The sequence below is a fragment of the Caballeronia sp. TF1N1 genome (assembly GCF_022878925.1).
Lineage (GTDB): Bacteria > Pseudomonadota > Gammaproteobacteria > Burkholderiales > Burkholderiaceae > Caballeronia.
Genome location: NZ_CP084626.1, coordinates 2,438,916 through 2,454,401 on the forward strand (window position 1 = coordinate 2,438,916; position 15,486 = coordinate 2,454,401).

Here is a 15,486-nt window from a genome sequence, read left to right on the forward strand (position 1 = left end):
TAGCGCTTTAGCCCGCAGTCCATGCAATTCAGCTACAAGTGCCGTGACTTTAAAAGGTCTGATCCTGAAGCGCAGTAAGGCTTTCAGCGCATCGGCCGGCTTTTTCGAGACACGATGCGGGTACGTTTACCGCTCGCCGATGCATTTTGCCGTCCAATACATTTCTATCTTGCAGCGCAACAATCAGCCTTGACGCCCACGATGCTCTCCGAGTTTTCACTGATCGATCGATACTTCGCCCGCCGCGCGAGCCCGCCATCGTCACGACACGACAACGCGGCCGCCATGCCGCTTGGCATCGGTGACGATTGCGCGCTGATCGCGCCGCCCGCCGGACATCAACTGGCTATTTCCACGGACATGCTGGTCGAAGGCCGTCACTTCTTTCCCGATGTCGATCCGAACGCGCTCGGCCACAAGGCGCTCGCCGTGAACCTTTCCGATCTCGCCGCGATGGGCGCGAAGCCGCACGCGTTCACGCTTGCGCTCGCCTTGCCGCGCGCCGACGAAGCGTGGCTCGCCGCATTCAGCGACGGCCTCTTCGTGCTCGCGCAGCGCTTCGACTGCGCGCTGATCGGTGGCGACACCACGAGCGGTCCGCTCAACATCTGCATCACCGTTTTCGGCGACGTGCCGCATGGCGCGGCATTGCGTCGCGATGCCGCGAAGCCGGACGACGACATCTACGTTTCCGGCACCTTGGGCGATGCTCGCGCGGGACTCGGCGCAATACGCGGCGAATGGCCGGCGGCGTCGTCCGCATGGAACGTGGCGCTCGAACGCCCCGAGCCGCGCGTGGCGCTCGGTCTCGCGCTGCGCGGCGTCGCGCACGCGGCGCTCGATATCTCCGATGGCCTGGCCGGCGATCTCATGCATATCCTCAGGCGCTCGAACGTGCGCGCCATCGTCGATGCCGACGCCGTGCCGTGCTCCGATGCCGTTCGCGCGTTGCCCGAAGCCGCGCGCCGCCAATGCGCGCTCGCGGGCGGCGACGACTACGAACTCTGCTTCACCGCGCCGCGCGAGCGGCGTGACGCCGTGGCTCGCATTGCAGAACGCGTGGGCGTGGCGTTGACGCGCATCGGTACAATCGAAGCGATGAGCGCGCCGTGCACGACGAGTACGCCCGCCATCGACTGGCGCGACAACACGGGCGCGCCGCTTTCACTGACGTTGCAAGGCTTCGACCACTTTCATGCAGACTGACCCGACCCCGGCGCTCCCGGGCGATCCCCCCACTGCGCGCGGCGCGCCGCGCAAGCCGAGCGCGCGCTTCATGCTCACGCATCCGCTGCATATTCTTTCGCTCGGTTTCGGCAGCGGGCTTTCGCCGATCATGCCCGGCACCGTCGGTACGCTCTTCGCGTGGGTTTCGTTCGTCGTGTTCAATCAGTATCTGACGGTGGCCGAATGGGGCGCGTTGATCGTCATCGGCTTTGTTGCCGGATGCTGGTTCTGCGGCTTCACCGCGAAGAAGATGAATGTCGCGGACCCGTCGGCGGTCGTATGGGACGAGATCATTGCGTTCTGGCTCGTGCTGCTGCTCGTCACGCCCGCGACGTTCACCGGACAGTTGTGGGCGTTCGTCGTGTTTCGCTTTTTCGATATGGTCAAGCCACCGCCCATTCGCTATTTCGACCGCCATTTGAAAGGCGGCTTCGGCATCATGTTCGACGACCTGGTCGCGGCGTTCTTCTCGCTGCTCGTGATCGCGCTCTGGCGCATGACCGTCTGACGGTCGTTCTTCTCACCTTCAACCCTTCGGAACATCGTCATGGCAACCGATACCGTCGTTCACCAACTCGCGATTCGCGTCGGCAACAAGCTGCGCGACGAACGGCTGACGCTCGCGACCGCCGAGTCGTGCACGGGCGGCATGGTCGCGGCGGCGATCACGGATATCTCCGGCAGCAGTGCGTGGTTCGAGCGCGGCTTCGTCACGTATTCGAACCTCGCGAAGACCGAGATGATCGGCGTGCCGGCTGCGTTGATCGAACAGCATGGCGCGGTGAGCGAGCCGGTGGCGAAAGCAATGGCCGAAGGCGCCTTGCGCAACAGCCGCGCGCAGGTGGCGGTGTCGATCACGGGCGTGGCGGGGCCAGGGGGCGGCAGCGAGGCGAAGCCGGTGGGAACGGTGTCGTTTGCGTGGAGCAATCGGCTGCATACGGCTGTCGAGACGCAGTTGTTCAAGGGGGACCGCGAACAAGTACGCACACAGGCGGCGGCGCATGCGTTGAGGGGCTTGCTGGAGTTGCTGGAGCGCAGGGAGAAGTAAGCGCGATGTGGCTTCGATCGCATCGCGTTCTGACTTCGCGGTATTGGTCGTGAGTTGGCGTAGCGTTGAAACGCCGCGAATTCATCGATACCCGCTGATCCACGTTTCAGCGCGGCTTCTATGCATCGTCGCATTGCCGAAGCCGCGCATCGTTCTTATCGATACGCGTTGATCGAATCGCGCGTTTTCTTCGCCGCCTCCGCAGCGGCTTGAGCGTAATCCTCGCCCTTGCTCGCGTAGATGATCGCGCGCGACGAATTGATCAGCATGCCCGTGCCGTTGCCAGTGCGGCCCGCGCGCACGGTTCTTTCGACATCTCCGCCTTGCGCGCCGATACCTGGAATCAACAACGGCATCTCGCCGACAATGCAACGCACCGCTTCGATTTCCCTCGGAAACGTCGCGCCGACCACGAGTCCGAGCTGACCGTTCTTATTCCACCTTTCGGCCGCGAGCGTCGCGACCACGTGATAAAGCGGCCTGCCGCCTGTATCGAGAAACTGCAGATCGGAGCCGCCCGCGTTCGAAGTCCGGCACAACACGATCACGCCCTTGCCTTTATGCGCGAGATACGGCTCGATGGAATCGAAACCCATGTACGGGTTGACCGTGACCGCATCCGCACGATAGCGCTCGAACGCCTCGCGCGCATATTGCTCCGCCGTGCTGCCGATGTCGCCGCGCTTGGCATCCAGGATCACGGGAATGCCGGGATGCTTCTCGTGGATATGCGCGATCAGCGCTTCGAGTTGATCTTCCGCGCGATTCGACGCGAAGTACGCGATCTGCGGTTTGAACGATGACGCGTAAGGCGCGGTGGCATCGACGATATCGCGGCAGAACTCGAAGATCGCGTCCGAACGGCCCTTGAGCGCGGCCGGGAACTTCGACGGCTCGGGATCGAGACCGACGCACAGCAGCGATTGCGTGCGCGACCACGCGGCGTTGAGCGATTGAATGAAGGACATGGCGGGAGGCTTCTCGAAGAACGTCGATGGCACGCATTTTAACGTGCCGGCGTTCCACCCTACTCGTCCGAATCGTCCGGCATGCCGCCGCTTTGATCGCTTGCTCTCAGGCGTCTGTCATCTGGCTTTCCTTCAGCCATCCACGCGTGCATGCGTTGCGCGTGCCTTCGCCTTCGCGCCCGAACCCGCGCGGGCGCGCGTGCGTGGACTGGCCCGCCGCGACGCATCGCCCCGTTCGCTCGACCGTGAAGCGAAACGTACGCGCGAGCCGCTCGCCCGGTTCGAGCACCGTCATGCCGTGCGCCTCGCCTCCACCGGGCAGGTTCACCGCGTTGATCGGATGATCCACCGGCTCGAAGCAAAAGAAGTTCTCGCCGGGCGGCGCGTAAAGCACGTAGTAGTCGGTATCGGCGGCGATGATGAGCGACAGCCGACGCCTGGGCCACAGCACGCTCGTGCGTCCGCTCCAGCCGGTGAAGGCGTTGTTCACCATCTCGGACGGCATCGGGTATGCCACGCCGAACTGCCACGCGGGCGGCGCGGGAACGTGACGCACCGGCAGCCAGTCGTCGCCGCAAAGCCACAGACCGCCCGCCGCCGCGGATAACTCCGTATCCGCTTCGCGCATCAGAAACGGATGCAGCCCGAGACCGAACGGCAGCGCCTGATCGCCCGTGTTCTGAACGTCGAGTGTCACGACGAGCGTCGCGTCGTCCAAGGCATAAGTCTGCGTTGCGCGATACGAATACGGCTTGCCGTCGCGCCGGTCGAGCGTCATGCGCACATGGGCTGCGTCTGCGTCTTCGTCTTCCACTTGCCACGCGCCGAGCCAGCCGTCGCCGTGAATGGGCAGCGGTTCGCCCGCGCGGTTGCACGGCACGTCGATCGCGCGGCCGGAAAACTCGAACTGCCCATTGCCGATGCGATTCGAATACGGCAGCAGCGGATAGCAGGCGAGCTGATTCGGATCGGTGTCCGGGCCCGGTTCGATGCAAGGTCGAAAGATCGGCACGAGCGCGCCTTCATGACGCCAGTCGAATCGTGTGATGCCGCCGCCGAGCGAAGGCGCGACATCGAGCCGCAAATGCGCGTTTGCAAGCGTGATGCAGCCAGCGACGCCCGCGCTGCCGATAGCGACCGCCGCGGTGCCCGGGCCGGGGCGTATCGGCGGCTCCTTGGCGGCGGCGAGACGAGAACGGCGGGCGTTCGCCTGCGCCGTAGATGCGGATACCGCGTTCGATCCTGTTTCTGTGTGCGCAGCAGTCATGGCTCGTACTCCAGCGAGAGGCGAAACGGCCCGGCGTGGCCGGGCTTGGGCGCGCTTGAACGCAGAGCGCGGCGCCTTGGTTTTATGGCTTGCCCTGAAATACCGCTTCTTCGATTCCGCGCACACCCGGTGTGGCGATGAACACGCCGCCTGCATGCGGATCGGTCTGCAAGGCACGCTCGTTCAGTCCGACGCGCGCGCTCGTCACATACATCGAGGCGAAGTCCGCTCCGCCGAACGCGACGCAACTCGGTTGCGCGCTCGGCACATCGACACGCGCGCTTTCGCGGCCATCGGGTGCATAACGCACCACGCGATAACCGCCCCATTGCGCGTTCCAGAGCCCGCCATCGGCATCGACGATAGAACCGTCGGGAACGCCCGTCGCATCGCTCAATTCGACGAACACGCGGTCGTTCGCGAAGCTCGGGTAATCGCACGCGCGAATCTGGCGCGTCGGGGAATCGCAGTAGTACATCGTCGCGCCATCTGGGCTGAAGCCGATGCTGTTCGAGATCGCGCAGTCGGGAAGCGGCAACCGTTCGAGCGACAAATCGTGATTCAGCCGATAGAACCCGCCGACCGCCTGCGCATCCTCCACGTCGTGCTTGGTGCCGAACACGAAGCGCCCTTCGCGGTCGCAGCGGCCATCGTTCAGACGCGTCGGCAAATCGGCTTCGACGAGCATGATGGTCTCGATCTCGCGCGTCGTCAGGTCGAAGAACGCGAGCCGCGATGCAAGGCCGAGCAGCAAGCGTCCCGCATCGGCGCACGGCGTGAAGCACGCGAGCCGCTCGGGCATTTCGAAGGATTCGCTTTTGCCGTCGCGCGGATCGTAACGCCACAGACGCTTGCCTTCGATATCGGTCCAGTAGAAGCGGCCGCTTCGCGCGCACCACGTCGCGCCTTCGCCGAGCGCGCACTGGCTGTCGACGAGAAGGCGCGCTTTCACGCCCATCCTCCGTCGACGACGATATCCTGCGCGGTCAACATGCTGCTGTCGTCCGACGCCAGGAACAGCGCCGCGCGCGCGAGATGTTCCGGCATCAGTTCGGCGTCGATGCACTGGCCGAGCTTGATGGCTTCGCGGCCTGCGTCGTCGAGCCAGAGCGTCTTTTGCTTTTCGGTCATCACCCAGCCCGGGACGAGCGTATTCACGCGAATGCCGAACTTGCCGAGATCGCGCGCGAGGCCGCGCGTCATGCCCTGCACGCCCGACTTCGACGTGACGTAGACCGGGAAATTGCCTTGCTTGAGCATCCAGCTGATGGAGCCGAGATTGATGATCGAGCCGCCGCCGAGCTGCTTCATGTCTTCGATGACCGCCTGCGCCGCGAAGAACTGATGGCGAATGTTCACCGCGATGCCGGCATCGTACGATTCGGGCGTCACGGATTCGATCGAATGACGCTTGTCGTTCGCCGCGTTGTTGACGAGCACGCTGATGGGCCCGAGCGCCGAGCGCACATCGACGATGCCTTTACGCAAGGCGTCGATGTCGGTCAGATCGATACGCAGGAAGAGCGGCTTGAAACGGCCTTCGGGCAACGACGCGCCGAGCCGGTCGGCGAGCGCTTCGCCCGCGGCCGTATCGATATCGAAGAACGCGACCTTCGCGCCCTGACCGGCGAAGTTTTCCACGAAGGACGCGCCGATACCGGTGGCGCCGCCCGTGATGAGCACGGTTTTGCCCGCGAGGCTGGGATAAACGGCGAGCTTCTTTTCAGTGGCTGACATGGGCTTGTTCACAAGAGTTTGGCTTCGCGAAAGCCATATGGCTCTCGCGGCGATGCAAACGACACGACCGGAGGCTCAGTCCCGCGACCCGCGATTCTTCAGCTGATCGAGCAGCACGGCGGCCAGCAGGATCGCGCCGCGCACGAGGTACTGATAGAACGCGTCGATGTTCAAAAGGTTCATCACGTTTTCGACCGTGCCCATGATGAGCACGCCGATCACGACGCCCGAGATCGTCGCGCGTCCGCCGAGCAGCGACACGCCGCCCAGCACGCACGCGGAAATCACGTTCAATTCGAAACCTTCAGCGGCATTCGGCTGACCCGACGTGATCCGCGAAGCGAGAATGACGCCCGCGAGCGCGGTGACCGCGCCCTGGATCAGGAAGATCCACACGCGCGTGCGCTCCACGTTGATGCCCGCGAGCCGCGAGGCTTCCGGATTGCCGCCAATTGCGAGCGTATTGCGGCCGTACACAGTCTGGTTGAGCAATACGCCAAAAACGATGAAACATGCAAGCGTGACCCAGATAGGCAGGGAAATCCCCAACATAGAGAGTCCGCCGAGTTCGATGAAGGTGTCCGACGACACGCCCACCGCCTGACCGTGCGACACGATGAAGCCCAGGCCGCGCACGATTTCCATCGTGGCGAGCGTGGTGATCAGCGCGTTGATGCGCAGATAGGCGATCACCGCGCCGTTCACGAATCCGATCACCGAACCCGCCGCCACCGCCGCGATGATCGCGATGAACGTATTGCCCGTCGCGTTCAACACCATCGCGCAAAGCACGCCGGCGAAGGCGATCGTCGAGCCGACCGAAAGGTCGAAGTCGCGCGAGGCGAGGCAGAACATCATCGTGCAGGCCACCATGCCGATCTGCGAGATCGACAAGGCCAGTCCGAGCATGTTCTCGATCGAAAAGAAGTGATCGACCGTCAGCGACATCGTGGCGAACATCACCACGAAGATCACGATCAGACTGTATTCCGTCAGTTGCTGATACCACTTTTGCTTGTCGTTCTTCTGCGGAATCAGCGCGTTCGCCACCGCCTCACCCGCTTGCCCGACGATGTTTTCTCTTGCTTCCATGATGTGCTCCCCTGTCTTCTCTCTTTAAGCCGCTTCCGCGACCGTGTCCGATTGCGGCAGCGCCAGACTCAACACCGACTGCTCGTTCGCCTTCCCGCGCGGCAATTCGCCCGCTATACGACCTTGCCGCATCACGACGATCCGGTCGGACACGCCCAGCACTTCGGGCAGTTCCGACGAAATCATCACGATGGCGCAGCCGCGCTCCGCCAGTTGATAGATCACGTTGTAGATCTCGTGCTTGGCGCCGACGTCGATACCGCGCGTCGGTTCATCGAGGATCACGACCTTGAGATCCGGCTCCGCGAGCCAGCGCGACAGAATGGCTTTCTGCTGATTGCCGCCCGACAAAAAGCGGATGCGCTGTCTGCGGCTCGGCGTCTTGATCTTCAAGAGCTGGATGAAGCGATCCGCCGTCTGCGCTTCCTTCTTGCGATCGAGGAACAAACCCGCGCGCAGATAATGCCGGCGGCACGAGATGTTGATGTTCTCCGCGACCGTCGCCATCGCGACAATGCCCTCTTCCTTGCGATCTTCCGGGCACAGCACGATGCCGTGTCGAATCGCTTCGCCCGTGCTGCGCACCTTGATCGGCTGACCGTCGAGTTCGATCGCGCCTTCCTTCTTCTTGTCCGCGCCGTAGACGAGGTGCATCAATTCGCTGCGCCCCGCGCCCACCAGCCCGAAGAAACCGACGATCTCGCCGCGCCGCACTTCGAAATTCGCCGGCGCGCTCAGGGCTGCGCCTTGCAGGTTCTCGACCGAGAAGCGCACGTCGCCGAGCGGCCGCGCGCGATAGTTGTAGATATCGCTGATCTCGCGGCCGACCATCTCCTGAACCAGCGTGTCGCGCGGCAAGTCTTTCAGCGAAAGATGCGACGCGATCTTGCGGCCGTCGCGGAAGATGGTGCAGGCATTGCACAGTTCGTAAATCTCGTCCATGCGATGCGAGATATAGATGAGCGCGCGGTTGTCCGCCTTCAGATCGCGCACGAGCTTGAACAGCACTTCCGTCTCGCGATGCGACAACGAACTCGTCGGTTCGTCGAGCGCGATCACGCGCGCGTTGCGCAACAGCGCCTTGCAGATTTCCACCATCTGCCGCTGCGCGATCGAGAGCTTGCGCAGCTTGGCGTTAGGATCGAGATCGACGCCCATCGCCGTCAGCCGGTCGCGCACGTGCTTCTTCGCCTCGCGCTTGTTGACCCAGCCGAGCCGGTTCGGCAGCGCGCCGAGCAGCAGGTTCTCGGCCACGGTCAAGTCCGGCACGTACTGCAATTCCTGATGGATCACCGCGATGCCCGAAGCAATCGAAGCCGCGGCGCTTCCGAAATGCACTTCCTTTTCGTCGATGAGCACGCGCCCCGAATCGGGCTGATACTCGCCGCCGAGAATCTTGAGCAAGGTCGATTTACCCGCGCCGTTCTCGCCCATCAAACCGTGAACTTCGCCGGCGTTGACGTCGAACGACACGCCGTCGAGCGCGCGCACGCCTGGAAAAACCTTGCCGATATTGTCAAAACGCAGCGTCGCTGACACATCGCCTCCTTATGCTTCGAGCGAGCCACGCCACGCGCGGCCCGCTCTCGTCCAATGACTTAGTTCGATGCCAAGCCCATCTGCTGACGCACCGACGCCACGTTTTCACGCGTTGCCAGCATGCCGGTCGTGAGCGTGAGTGCCGGCGGCGCCTTGCCGTCCTTGATCCACGCGTACATCAGGTCCGAGGTTTCCTCGCCGTGACGCTTCGGGCTGATGATGACCGTGCCGTAGAAGCCCGTCGGGTTCGGTTTCTTGAACTCGTTGATCGCCGAATCCGAGCCGCCGATGCCGATGCCGATCATGTTGTCAGCCTTGAAGCCACGGCCTTCCGCCGCGCGCACCGCGCCGAGCACGCCTTCGTCGTTGAGCGCGTAGGCCACCCAGTGCTTGAACTGCGGGTTCTTCGTGAGCGCGATGTTCGCGGCGTTGAACGCGTTTTCGGTGTCGGTCTTCGCTTGCGGCGCCATGATGATGTTCGCCTTCGGAAAGCCCGATGCCACGAGCGCGTCGGTGGCGCCGGCCGTGCGGTCATGCGCGGTCGGCAGCTGTTCGTAAGTCACGTCGATGGCGCCGACTTCCTTCACGTCCCAACCGCGCTTCTTGATCTCGGCCGCAATACCGTCGCCGACTTGCTTGCCGATGTTGTAAGCCGAAATGCCCATGTGCGGCACGGCTTCGATCGGCTTGCCGGAACCGTCGACGAGACGGTCGTCCACCGTCATCATCTTGAGCTTGTCGGCCTTCGCCTTGGCCACGATGCCCGGTCCGAGCTTGACGTCAGGCGTGCAGATGATGAACCCCTGAGCCTTTTGCGCGGCAAGGTTGTCGATCGCGCTCATGACCTTTTCGCCCGACGGCGCGCCGATCTTCACGAGGGTGAAGCCCTTCGCTTTCGCGGCCATTTCGGCGAACTTCCATTCGTCCTGGAACCACGGTTCTTCGGGTTGCTTCACCAGGAAGCCGATCTTGACGTCGTCGGCGGCTTGCGCAACCGGCGCGGCGATCATGGTGGCGCTCGTGGCCGTCGCAGCGGCGAGAAGCGTAAGGAACAGTCTGCGTTTCATCGTTTTGTCTCCCGACTTTTTGCTCGAATCATGCCCGCGCACGGGCGCTCAGTTGGTTGGCGGCCGCGTTTTTGTAGTGATGCCGCACCACGGCCAGTGCGTCATTCGTGACTTCAGTCGTGGTAGAGCGCAGAGCGCCCGCCATCGATCGTGATGCAACTCGCGTTGATGAACGGCGCCTCGTCGGATGCGAGGAACACCGCCGTCATCGCCACTTCTTGCGGCTGGCCGATACGCTTCATCGGCTGCAAATCCAGTGTGGCCTGACGCGCGACCTGTGGATCGGGCTGGCCGTTCCACCAGTCGAGCGTCAGTTGCGTTTCGATATAACCCGGCGCGATGGCATTCACGCGCACGTTGTTCGGCGCGTATTCGATGCCGAGCGCGCGCGTCAGTCCGATCACGCCGTGCTTGGCCACCGGATACGGAAAGCAGCCGGGGATGATCTTGAACGAATGCGTCGAGGCAATATTCACGATGCTGCCCGCGCCGCGCTCGACCATGCCGGGCAGCGCCGCGCGGCAGCCGTTCCAGACGCCGTCGAGATCGACGGCGAAGCAGCGCCGCCAGTCTTCGTCGGTCATCGTGAGCGGGTCGCAGAACACGTTGATGCCCGCGTTGTTCACGAGCACGTCGAGCGGGCCGAACGCGCTTTCGGTTTGCGCGACCGCTTCCTTCACCGATGCGCTTTGGGTCACGTCCGTGCCGATCGCGACGACGCGCGTCGAATTCGCTTCCTTCGCGATGCGTTCAGCCGTCGCTTGCGCCGTCTCGATATCGAGTTCCGCGAGCGCGACCGCAGCGCCCTCGCGCGCAAACGCCAGCGCGATCGCCGCACCGATGCCGCGCCCGGCGCCCGTGATCATCGCGACCTTGCCGGCGAGGCGGTTCATTGCTTCTCGCCCCGTGTGGAATGCGCGACCGCTAGTCCGTCGATGAACGCTTTCGCATGCGATGCCGTCGCCGTTTCGCTCTGCCCCGGCTTGTACAGCGCCGAGCCGAGACCGAAGCCGTTCGCGCCCGCGCTGATAAACGGCCCCATGTTGTCCGGCGCGACGCCGCCCACCGGCACCAGCGGCACTTCCTTCGCGATCACCGCGCGCCACGCCTTCACGACATGCGCGCCGAGTTGTTCGGCGGGGAACATCTTCAATACGTCCGCGCCGTTCTTGAGCGCGAGGAACGCTTCGTTCGGCGTTGCCACGCCCGGCGCGCAGGCGAGCCCCTGCGCTTTCGCCGCGCGCACGACATCGGCGTCGCTGTGCGGCATCACGATCAGTTCGCCGCCTGCCGCGCGCACGCTGTCGACGTAACTCGCATGCAGCACCGTGCCCGCGCCGACGATGGCATCGGCGGGCAGCGCCTGGCGGATCGCCGCGATGCTGTCGAACGGCTGCGGCGAATTGAGCGGCACTTCGATGATGCGAAAGCCCGCTTCATACAGCGCGCGGCCGTGCGCCTCGGCTTCCTCGGGCGTGATGCCCCGCAGGATCGCGATCAGCGGACACGCGGCGAACGCTTTCGCGAGGCCGCCGTGCATGCCGTAAGGCGCGGGTAGATTGATGGGCGGTTGCATTCGTTTCTCCTTTCCGTGTCACATGCGCGCGGGCTTGGCGATCAACCCGGCCTGCAATGCGATTCGATAAAGCCCGGATTCGGTCGCTTGCGCCACCGTCTGCGCGTCGTTGCATCCGTATTGCGCGAGGGCCGCGCGATAGCGGTCGCACAGCGCATCGTTGCCGATCAGACGCAACGTCTTGCCGGCGAGCGTCGCGTTCTCGCGCGCCAGCACTTCGTTCAGGCCGCGCAGTTCATGGCCGATCAAAAGTCCCGACAGATAATCCGGCTGCTCGGCCGCCGTGAGCTGACCGGTCAGTCCGAGTGTGCGCGTGCTGAAGATCGTCGCCAGAAGGCCGGCATGACCGGCATCGCGCGCGGTATCGACGCCTCTCAGAAACGCCGCGCTATCCGGCTTCGCGTCCTGCTCCATCGTGCGGCCGAGGATGGTGTGATCGCGCAGTGCGCCGAAGGTCTCGCCCGTCATGAACGTATAGAAGCGTTCGATCCGTCCCGCTTGCACGAATGCCCACTTGGCATGCGTGCCCGGCAGACCGATGAGCGCGCCACTCGCCGTGTTCAGCGACGCATCGCTCGCGAGTGCGCCGAAAATCTGCGTCTCCTCGCCGCGCATCACGTTCGGCAGCGTGCCGCGTTCGAGCACGCCCGGCACGACATGAACGGTCGCGCCCCGCGCCGCCTTTACCGTGACGATGCCCGCGACGAGCGCGTCGGCATCGGCGGGCGTTTCGACGTAAGGCGCCTCCATCCAACCCTGCGCGCTGCCGACCATGCCCGCCGCGATGACGGGTAGTTGCGCATTTGCGCTCAGCCAAGCGCCGCAGGTTTCCTCGAAAGCCTGATCGAAGCCGCCAGCGGGCAGCTTCATGATTCCCGCCGACGAAGCGCGCGTGTCGAGCGCGGCGCCTGCGGCATCGAGCAGATAAGCGCGCAGGGACGTCGTGCCCCAGTCGAGCGCGATCAGAACGGGCGCGCTCATCGCTTGATCCTGCGGTTGGCTTGCGGCGCGCGCCAGCCGAGTTCCTCGGAGATCGCGCGCGCTTCGCGCTGCACGACCGGAATCAGTTCTTCCATGCGTTCGTGGGGCATATAGGGAATCGTGCTCGCCACCGAAAGCGCCGCGACGATCGCACCCGACGCATCGCGCACGGGCGCCGCCACGCAGCGGATCGACGCCTCGTTCTCTTCGAGATCGAAGGTGAAGCCACCTTGCGAATAGCGTGTCATGCGCTGCAAAAACGTGTCCATGTCCGGCCGGTTCTCCGGCTTGAAACTCGTGCGGGCGAGCGCGCGCAGCGATGCATCGAGCAGCTTCTTCCAGACGTTGGCTTCGAGGTCGAGCATCATTGCCTTGCCGATTCCCGTCGATGCCAGCGGCATGCGATGCCCCACGCGCGAGCGCATTTCCAACCCGCGCGTGCCCGGAATCTTGTCGATGTAGAGCACGTCGTCGCCGTCGCGCACGCCGAGGTGAATGGTGTCGTGCGTGTGTTCCGCAAGCGACTGCAAATGCGGACGCGCGACCGCCGTGAGCGGCATCTGTTCGAGCGCGATGGTGCCGAGTTCGATCAGTTTCGGCCCGAGCAGATAGCCGCCCTGCACTTGCCGGAGATAACGCGCCTGCACGAGCGAACTCACGAGCCGATGCGTCGTGCTGCGCGTGGTGCCGAGCGCCGCGCCGAACGAGCGCAGATCGCGCGCGCCGTTGGCGGCGGCTTCGAGAATCGCGAGGCCGCGCAAAAGCGTTTGCGTGCCTGCCTGTTGCGGCGTGATGTCGACGAGCGCGCTCGGCAGCGCGAAGGCGTCCGGATCGCGCCGATGATGGCCGTTGCTTTTCTTGTCGGCGCCGTCGTTCATGGCGTTGGCCGACATATCGCGCACGTTCGGCGCGGTGGATTCGGTTTGTTCGATTTTGGTCATGCCGCTCGTTCCTCGATGAACACGACGCGCGTCATGCGAAGCGTGCAAGCTGGACGGCGCGCGCGGCACGAGCCCAAGCGCCCGCCGAAGCGATGACGAATCCGAAAGATGAGGCGCGTGACGCGACCTGCGAACGCGGGCAGGCGATCGATTGCATGACTTGTCTCCGTTGTTCTGGATATTCTTCGTCGCGCCCGTCTCGGATGACTGACGCGTGTGCTTTTTATGCTGTGGTCGGATTGTAGTTCCGCCTATCTCGATAATTCAATATGTGATCGCACTGTTCACATAATGGGAGTAAAGCTGACGGCCGACAGCCTTTTGCAAACAAAAAAGCCCTGACAAATCAGGGCTTTAACTAGTTTAGCGCCGCTAGCTAAATTTCACTCGGGCAACTCGGCCGCGCCCATTCGCCGCGCGATTACGTTGGCGCGCCTGGTCAGATACGGCGTCGCGCGGTGATCGTCGAAGTATTTCGGACGCGGCAGCATGACGGCAAGCCGTGCGCTTTGCGACGCGGACAGCTTTGCCGCTGTCGTCTTGTAGTAATACTGGGCCGCCGCCTGCGCGCCGTAGACGCCATTACCCCACTCAACCGAATTGAGATAAATCTCGAAGATGCGCTGCTTGTCCATCAAAAGCTCGAGCATCGACGTGATGACGAGTTCCTCGGCCTTGCGGATATAGCTTTTCTCGCGCGACAAGAACAGATTCCGCGCGAGTTGCTGCGAAATGGTCGAACCGCCCGCGACGATCTTTCCGCGCGCCTTGTTCTTTTCCCACGCTTGCAAGATGGCGTCGGTTTCGTAGCCGTTGTTATTGACGAAGTTGGAGTCTTCCGACGCGATGATCGCGCGCTTCAGATTGCGCGAAATCTGGTCGTACGGAACCCACGTGCGTTGCAGTTCGATGCCAGGACGCTCTTTCGCGAGGGTCCAGGCGTCGGCGCGCATGAAGGCCGTCGCGCCGGGATTTACCACGGTCCAGACCGCGATCTGCGCGAAGAAGTAGAGCTGCGTCGCGAGCGCGGCGATAACCAGTACCGACACGCCATAACCGATCCAGCGCGCGGGACCGAGCCGCACCCCGCGCCGCTGCCGCGTGCGCGTGTGCTCGGAAATGGGTGCGGTCGTCATCAGACTTTGGCTGCGAGCACCTGGCGCAGCTCGCGCAATACCGCGCCGCCGTCCGGGCGCACGCCGCGCCAGATGAAGAACGATTCGGCCGCCTGTTCGACGAGCATGCCGAGGCCATCCGCCGCGCGCGCCTGAAGGCGTTCGGCGTGCTGCATGAACACGGTTGGCTTCGCGCTGTACATCATGTCGTAGGCGAGCGTGCCGGCGCCGAACGCGGCGGCGTCGCAGTCGGGCAAGGCGGCGTCGAGACTGCCCGCGGTCGCGTTGACGATGACGTCGTAGCGCCCTTCTTCCGCGCTCTTCGCGCTGCCGCCCGCAAACCGCACGTTCGACGCGAGCGCGGCTTCCGCGAACTGATCGACCAGTTGCAGCGCCTTCTCAGCCGTGCGATTCACGATGGTGAGCGCCGCCGGCGAGCGATCGAAGATAGGCAGCACGACGCCGCGCGCCGCGCCGCCCGCGCCGAGCAGCAACACGCGCTTGCCCGTGAGGCTCACGCCGAGATTCACTTCGATGTCGCGCACGAGGCCGACGCCGTCCGTGTTGTCGCCGCGCACGCCATCCGCACCGAACGACAGCGTGTTGACCGCGCCCGCAGCGGCTGCGCGCGGCGAGAGTGTATTGGCGAAAGCGTGGGCGTCGAGTTTGAAGGGCACGGTCACGTTCATGCCGCGTCCGCCCGACGCCATGAACGTTCTGGCTTGCTCCTCGAAGCCGCCGAGCGGCCCAAGGATGCGTCCGTACTCGATAGGCTCGCCGGTCTGGATAGCGAATTTCGCGTGAATCCACGGCGATTTGCTGTGCTCGATCGGATTGCCGATCACCACGTATTGATCGCGTTGCGTCATCGCGCGCGTCCCGTGAGTTGGCGCGCGGCGTGCGCGCTCTGGATCATGCCGGCGCGCGG

General features: G+C 64.0%; 16 protein-coding genes. 3 read left to right on the forward strand and 13 right to left on the reverse strand.

Annotated elements, in window-relative coordinates; all coding sequences use genetic code 11:
- Positions 1-201: 201 nt before the first annotated feature.
- From thiL to LDZ28_RS11345, 3 genes are read left to right on the forward strand one after another with little or no spacing between them, the layout of a single operon-like run.
- Positions 202-1,206 carry a thiamine-phosphate kinase gene (gene thiL / locus LDZ28_RS11335; protein WP_244828115.1) on the forward strand — a complete coding sequence of 335 codons (1,005 nt, stop codon included), beginning with the start codon at positions 202-204 and terminating at the stop codon, positions 1,204-1,206.
- A complete protein-coding gene (locus LDZ28_RS11340) occupies positions 1,196-1,735 on the forward strand; it encodes a phosphatidylglycerophosphatase A (protein WP_244826242.1) in 540 nt (179 codons plus the stop codon). The genes thiL and LDZ28_RS11340 overlap by 11 nt, the downstream gene beginning before the upstream one ends.
- Positions 1,736-1,774: 39 nt before the next feature.
- Positions 1,775-2,275 (forward strand): CinA family protein, encoded by a 501-nt coding sequence (locus LDZ28_RS11345; protein WP_244826243.1) that lies wholly within the window; start codon positions 1,775-1,777, stop codon positions 2,273-2,275.
- A 155-nt stretch (positions 2,276-2,430) separates the two neighbouring features.
- On the opposite strand, the gene pyrF is transcribed toward LDZ28_RS11345, so the two are convergent.
- From pyrF to aroE, 13 genes are all read right to left on the reverse strand, one after another.
- On the reverse strand, positions 2,431-3,243 hold the full coding sequence (gene pyrF, locus LDZ28_RS11350) for an orotidine-5'-phosphate decarboxylase (RefSeq protein ID WP_244826244.1): 813 nt from the start codon (positions 3,241-3,243) through the stop codon (positions 2,431-2,433).
- A 106-nt stretch (positions 3,244-3,349) separates the two neighbouring features.
- A complete protein-coding gene (locus LDZ28_RS11355; protein ID WP_244826245.1) occupies positions 3,350-4,510 on the reverse strand; it encodes an aldose 1-epimerase in 1,161 nt (386 codons plus the stop codon).
- 82 nt (positions 4,511-4,592) lie between these two features.
- A complete protein-coding gene (locus LDZ28_RS11360; protein WP_244826246.1) occupies positions 4,593-5,468 on the reverse strand; it encodes an SMP-30/gluconolactonase/LRE family protein in 876 nt (291 codons plus the stop codon).
- A complete protein-coding gene (locus LDZ28_RS11365) occupies positions 5,459-6,247 on the reverse strand; it encodes an SDR family NAD(P)-dependent oxidoreductase (RefSeq protein WP_244826247.1) in 789 nt (262 codons plus the stop codon). The genes LDZ28_RS11360 and LDZ28_RS11365 overlap by 10 nt, the downstream gene beginning before the upstream one ends.
- 75 nt (positions 6,248-6,322) lie before the next feature.
- Positions 6,323-7,339, reverse strand: coding sequence for an L-arabinose ABC transporter permease AraH (gene araH, locus LDZ28_RS11370; RefSeq protein ID WP_244826248.1), 1,017 nt, complete (start codon positions 7,337-7,339; stop codon positions 6,323-6,325).
- Between the two features lie 24 nt (positions 7,340-7,363).
- Positions 7,364-8,878, reverse strand: a complete 1,515-nt coding sequence (araG, locus tag LDZ28_RS11375; RefSeq protein ID WP_244826249.1) for an L-arabinose ABC transporter ATP-binding protein AraG — start codon at positions 8,876-8,878, stop codon at positions 7,364-7,366.
- Between the two features lie 59 nt (positions 8,879-8,937).
- Positions 8,938-9,945, reverse strand: a complete 1,008-nt coding sequence (locus LDZ28_RS11380; RefSeq protein ID WP_244826250.1) for an arabinose ABC transporter substrate-binding protein — start codon at positions 9,943-9,945, stop codon at positions 8,938-8,940.
- A 113-nt stretch (positions 9,946-10,058) separates the two neighbouring features.
- Complete coding sequence (locus LDZ28_RS11385) at positions 10,059-10,838, reverse strand: SDR family oxidoreductase (RefSeq protein WP_244826251.1); 780 nt, start codon at positions 10,836-10,838, stop codon at positions 10,059-10,061.
- On the reverse strand, positions 10,835-11,521 hold the full coding sequence (locus LDZ28_RS11390; protein ID WP_244826252.1) for a 2-dehydro-3-deoxy-6-phosphogalactonate aldolase: 687 nt from the start codon (positions 11,519-11,521) through the stop codon (positions 10,835-10,837). Before LDZ28_RS11390 ends, LDZ28_RS11385 begins: the two co-directional genes overlap by 4 nt.
- 18 nt (positions 11,522-11,539) lie before the next feature.
- Entirely contained in the window at positions 11,540-12,502 is a 963-nt protein-coding gene (locus tag LDZ28_RS11395) for a 2-dehydro-3-deoxygalactonokinase (protein WP_244826253.1), read from the reverse strand.
- Positions 12,499-13,443, reverse strand: a complete 945-nt coding sequence (locus tag LDZ28_RS11400; protein WP_370652036.1) for an IclR family transcriptional regulator — start codon at positions 13,441-13,443, stop codon at positions 12,499-12,501. The genes LDZ28_RS11395 and LDZ28_RS11400 overlap by 4 nt, the downstream gene beginning before the upstream one ends.
- A gap of 383 nt (positions 13,444-13,826) precedes the next feature.
- Positions 13,827-14,579, reverse strand: coding sequence for a monofunctional biosynthetic peptidoglycan transglycosylase (gene mtgA, locus LDZ28_RS11405; RefSeq protein WP_244826254.1), 753 nt, complete (start codon positions 14,577-14,579; stop codon positions 13,827-13,829).
- A complete protein-coding gene (gene aroE, locus LDZ28_RS11410) occupies positions 14,579-15,427 on the reverse strand; it encodes a shikimate dehydrogenase (protein ID WP_244826255.1) in 849 nt (282 codons plus the stop codon). Before aroE ends, mtgA begins: the two co-directional genes overlap by 1 nt.
- Between the last annotated feature and the right edge of the window lie 59 nt (positions 15,428-15,486).

Excerpts from the sequence above, each read along its gene's own strand:
- thiL (WP_244828115.1), top strand. The coding sequence starts at position 202 with ATGCTCTCCGAGTTTTCACTGATCGATCGATACTTCGCCCGCCGCGCG.
- LDZ28_RS11340 (WP_244826242.1), top strand. The coding sequence starts at position 1,196 with ATGCAGACTGACCCGACCCCGGCGCTCCCGGGCGATCCCCCCACTGCG.
- LDZ28_RS11345 (WP_244826243.1), top strand. The coding sequence starts at position 1,775 with ATGGCAACCGATACCGTCGTTCACCAACTCGCGATTCGCGTCGGCAAC.
- pyrF (WP_244826244.1), bottom strand. The coding sequence starts at position 3,243 with ATGTCCTTCATTCAATCGCTCAACGCCGCGTGGTCGCGCACGCAATCG.
- LDZ28_RS11355 (WP_244826245.1), bottom strand. The coding sequence starts at position 4,510 with ATGACTGCTGCGCACACAGAAACAGGATCGAACGCGGTATCCGCATCT.
- LDZ28_RS11360 (WP_244826246.1), bottom strand. The coding sequence starts at position 5,468 with ATGGGCGTGAAAGCGCGCCTTCTCGTCGACAGCCAGTGCGCGCTCGGC.
- LDZ28_RS11365 (WP_244826247.1), bottom strand. The coding sequence starts at position 6,247 with ATGTCAGCCACTGAAAAGAAGCTCGCCGTTTATCCCAGCCTCGCGGGC.
- araH (WP_244826248.1), bottom strand. The coding sequence starts at position 7,339 with ATGGAAGCAAGAGAAAACATCGTCGGGCAAGCGGGTGAGGCGGTGGCG.
- LDZ28_RS11380 (WP_244826250.1), bottom strand. The coding sequence starts at position 9,945 with ATGAAACGCAGACTGTTCCTTACGCTTCTCGCCGCTGCGACGGCCACG.
- LDZ28_RS11385 (WP_244826251.1), bottom strand. The coding sequence starts at position 10,838 with ATGAACCGCCTCGCCGGCAAGGTCGCGATGATCACGGGCGCCGGGCGC.
- LDZ28_RS11390 (WP_244826252.1), bottom strand. The coding sequence starts at position 11,521 with ATGCAACCGCCCATCAATCTACCCGCGCCTTACGGCATGCACGGCGGC.
- LDZ28_RS11395 (WP_244826253.1), bottom strand. The coding sequence starts at position 12,502 with ATGAGCGCGCCCGTTCTGATCGCGCTCGACTGGGGCACGACGTCCCTG.
- LDZ28_RS11400 (WP_370652036.1), bottom strand. The coding sequence starts at position 13,443 with ATGACCAAAATCGAACAAACCGAATCCACCGCGCCGAACGTGCGCGAT.
- mtgA (WP_244826254.1), bottom strand. The coding sequence starts at position 14,579 with ATGACGACCGCACCCATTTCCGAGCACACGCGCACGCGGCAGCGGCGC.
- aroE (WP_244826255.1), bottom strand. The coding sequence starts at position 15,427 with ATGACGCAACGCGATCAATACGTGGTGATCGGCAATCCGATCGAGCAC.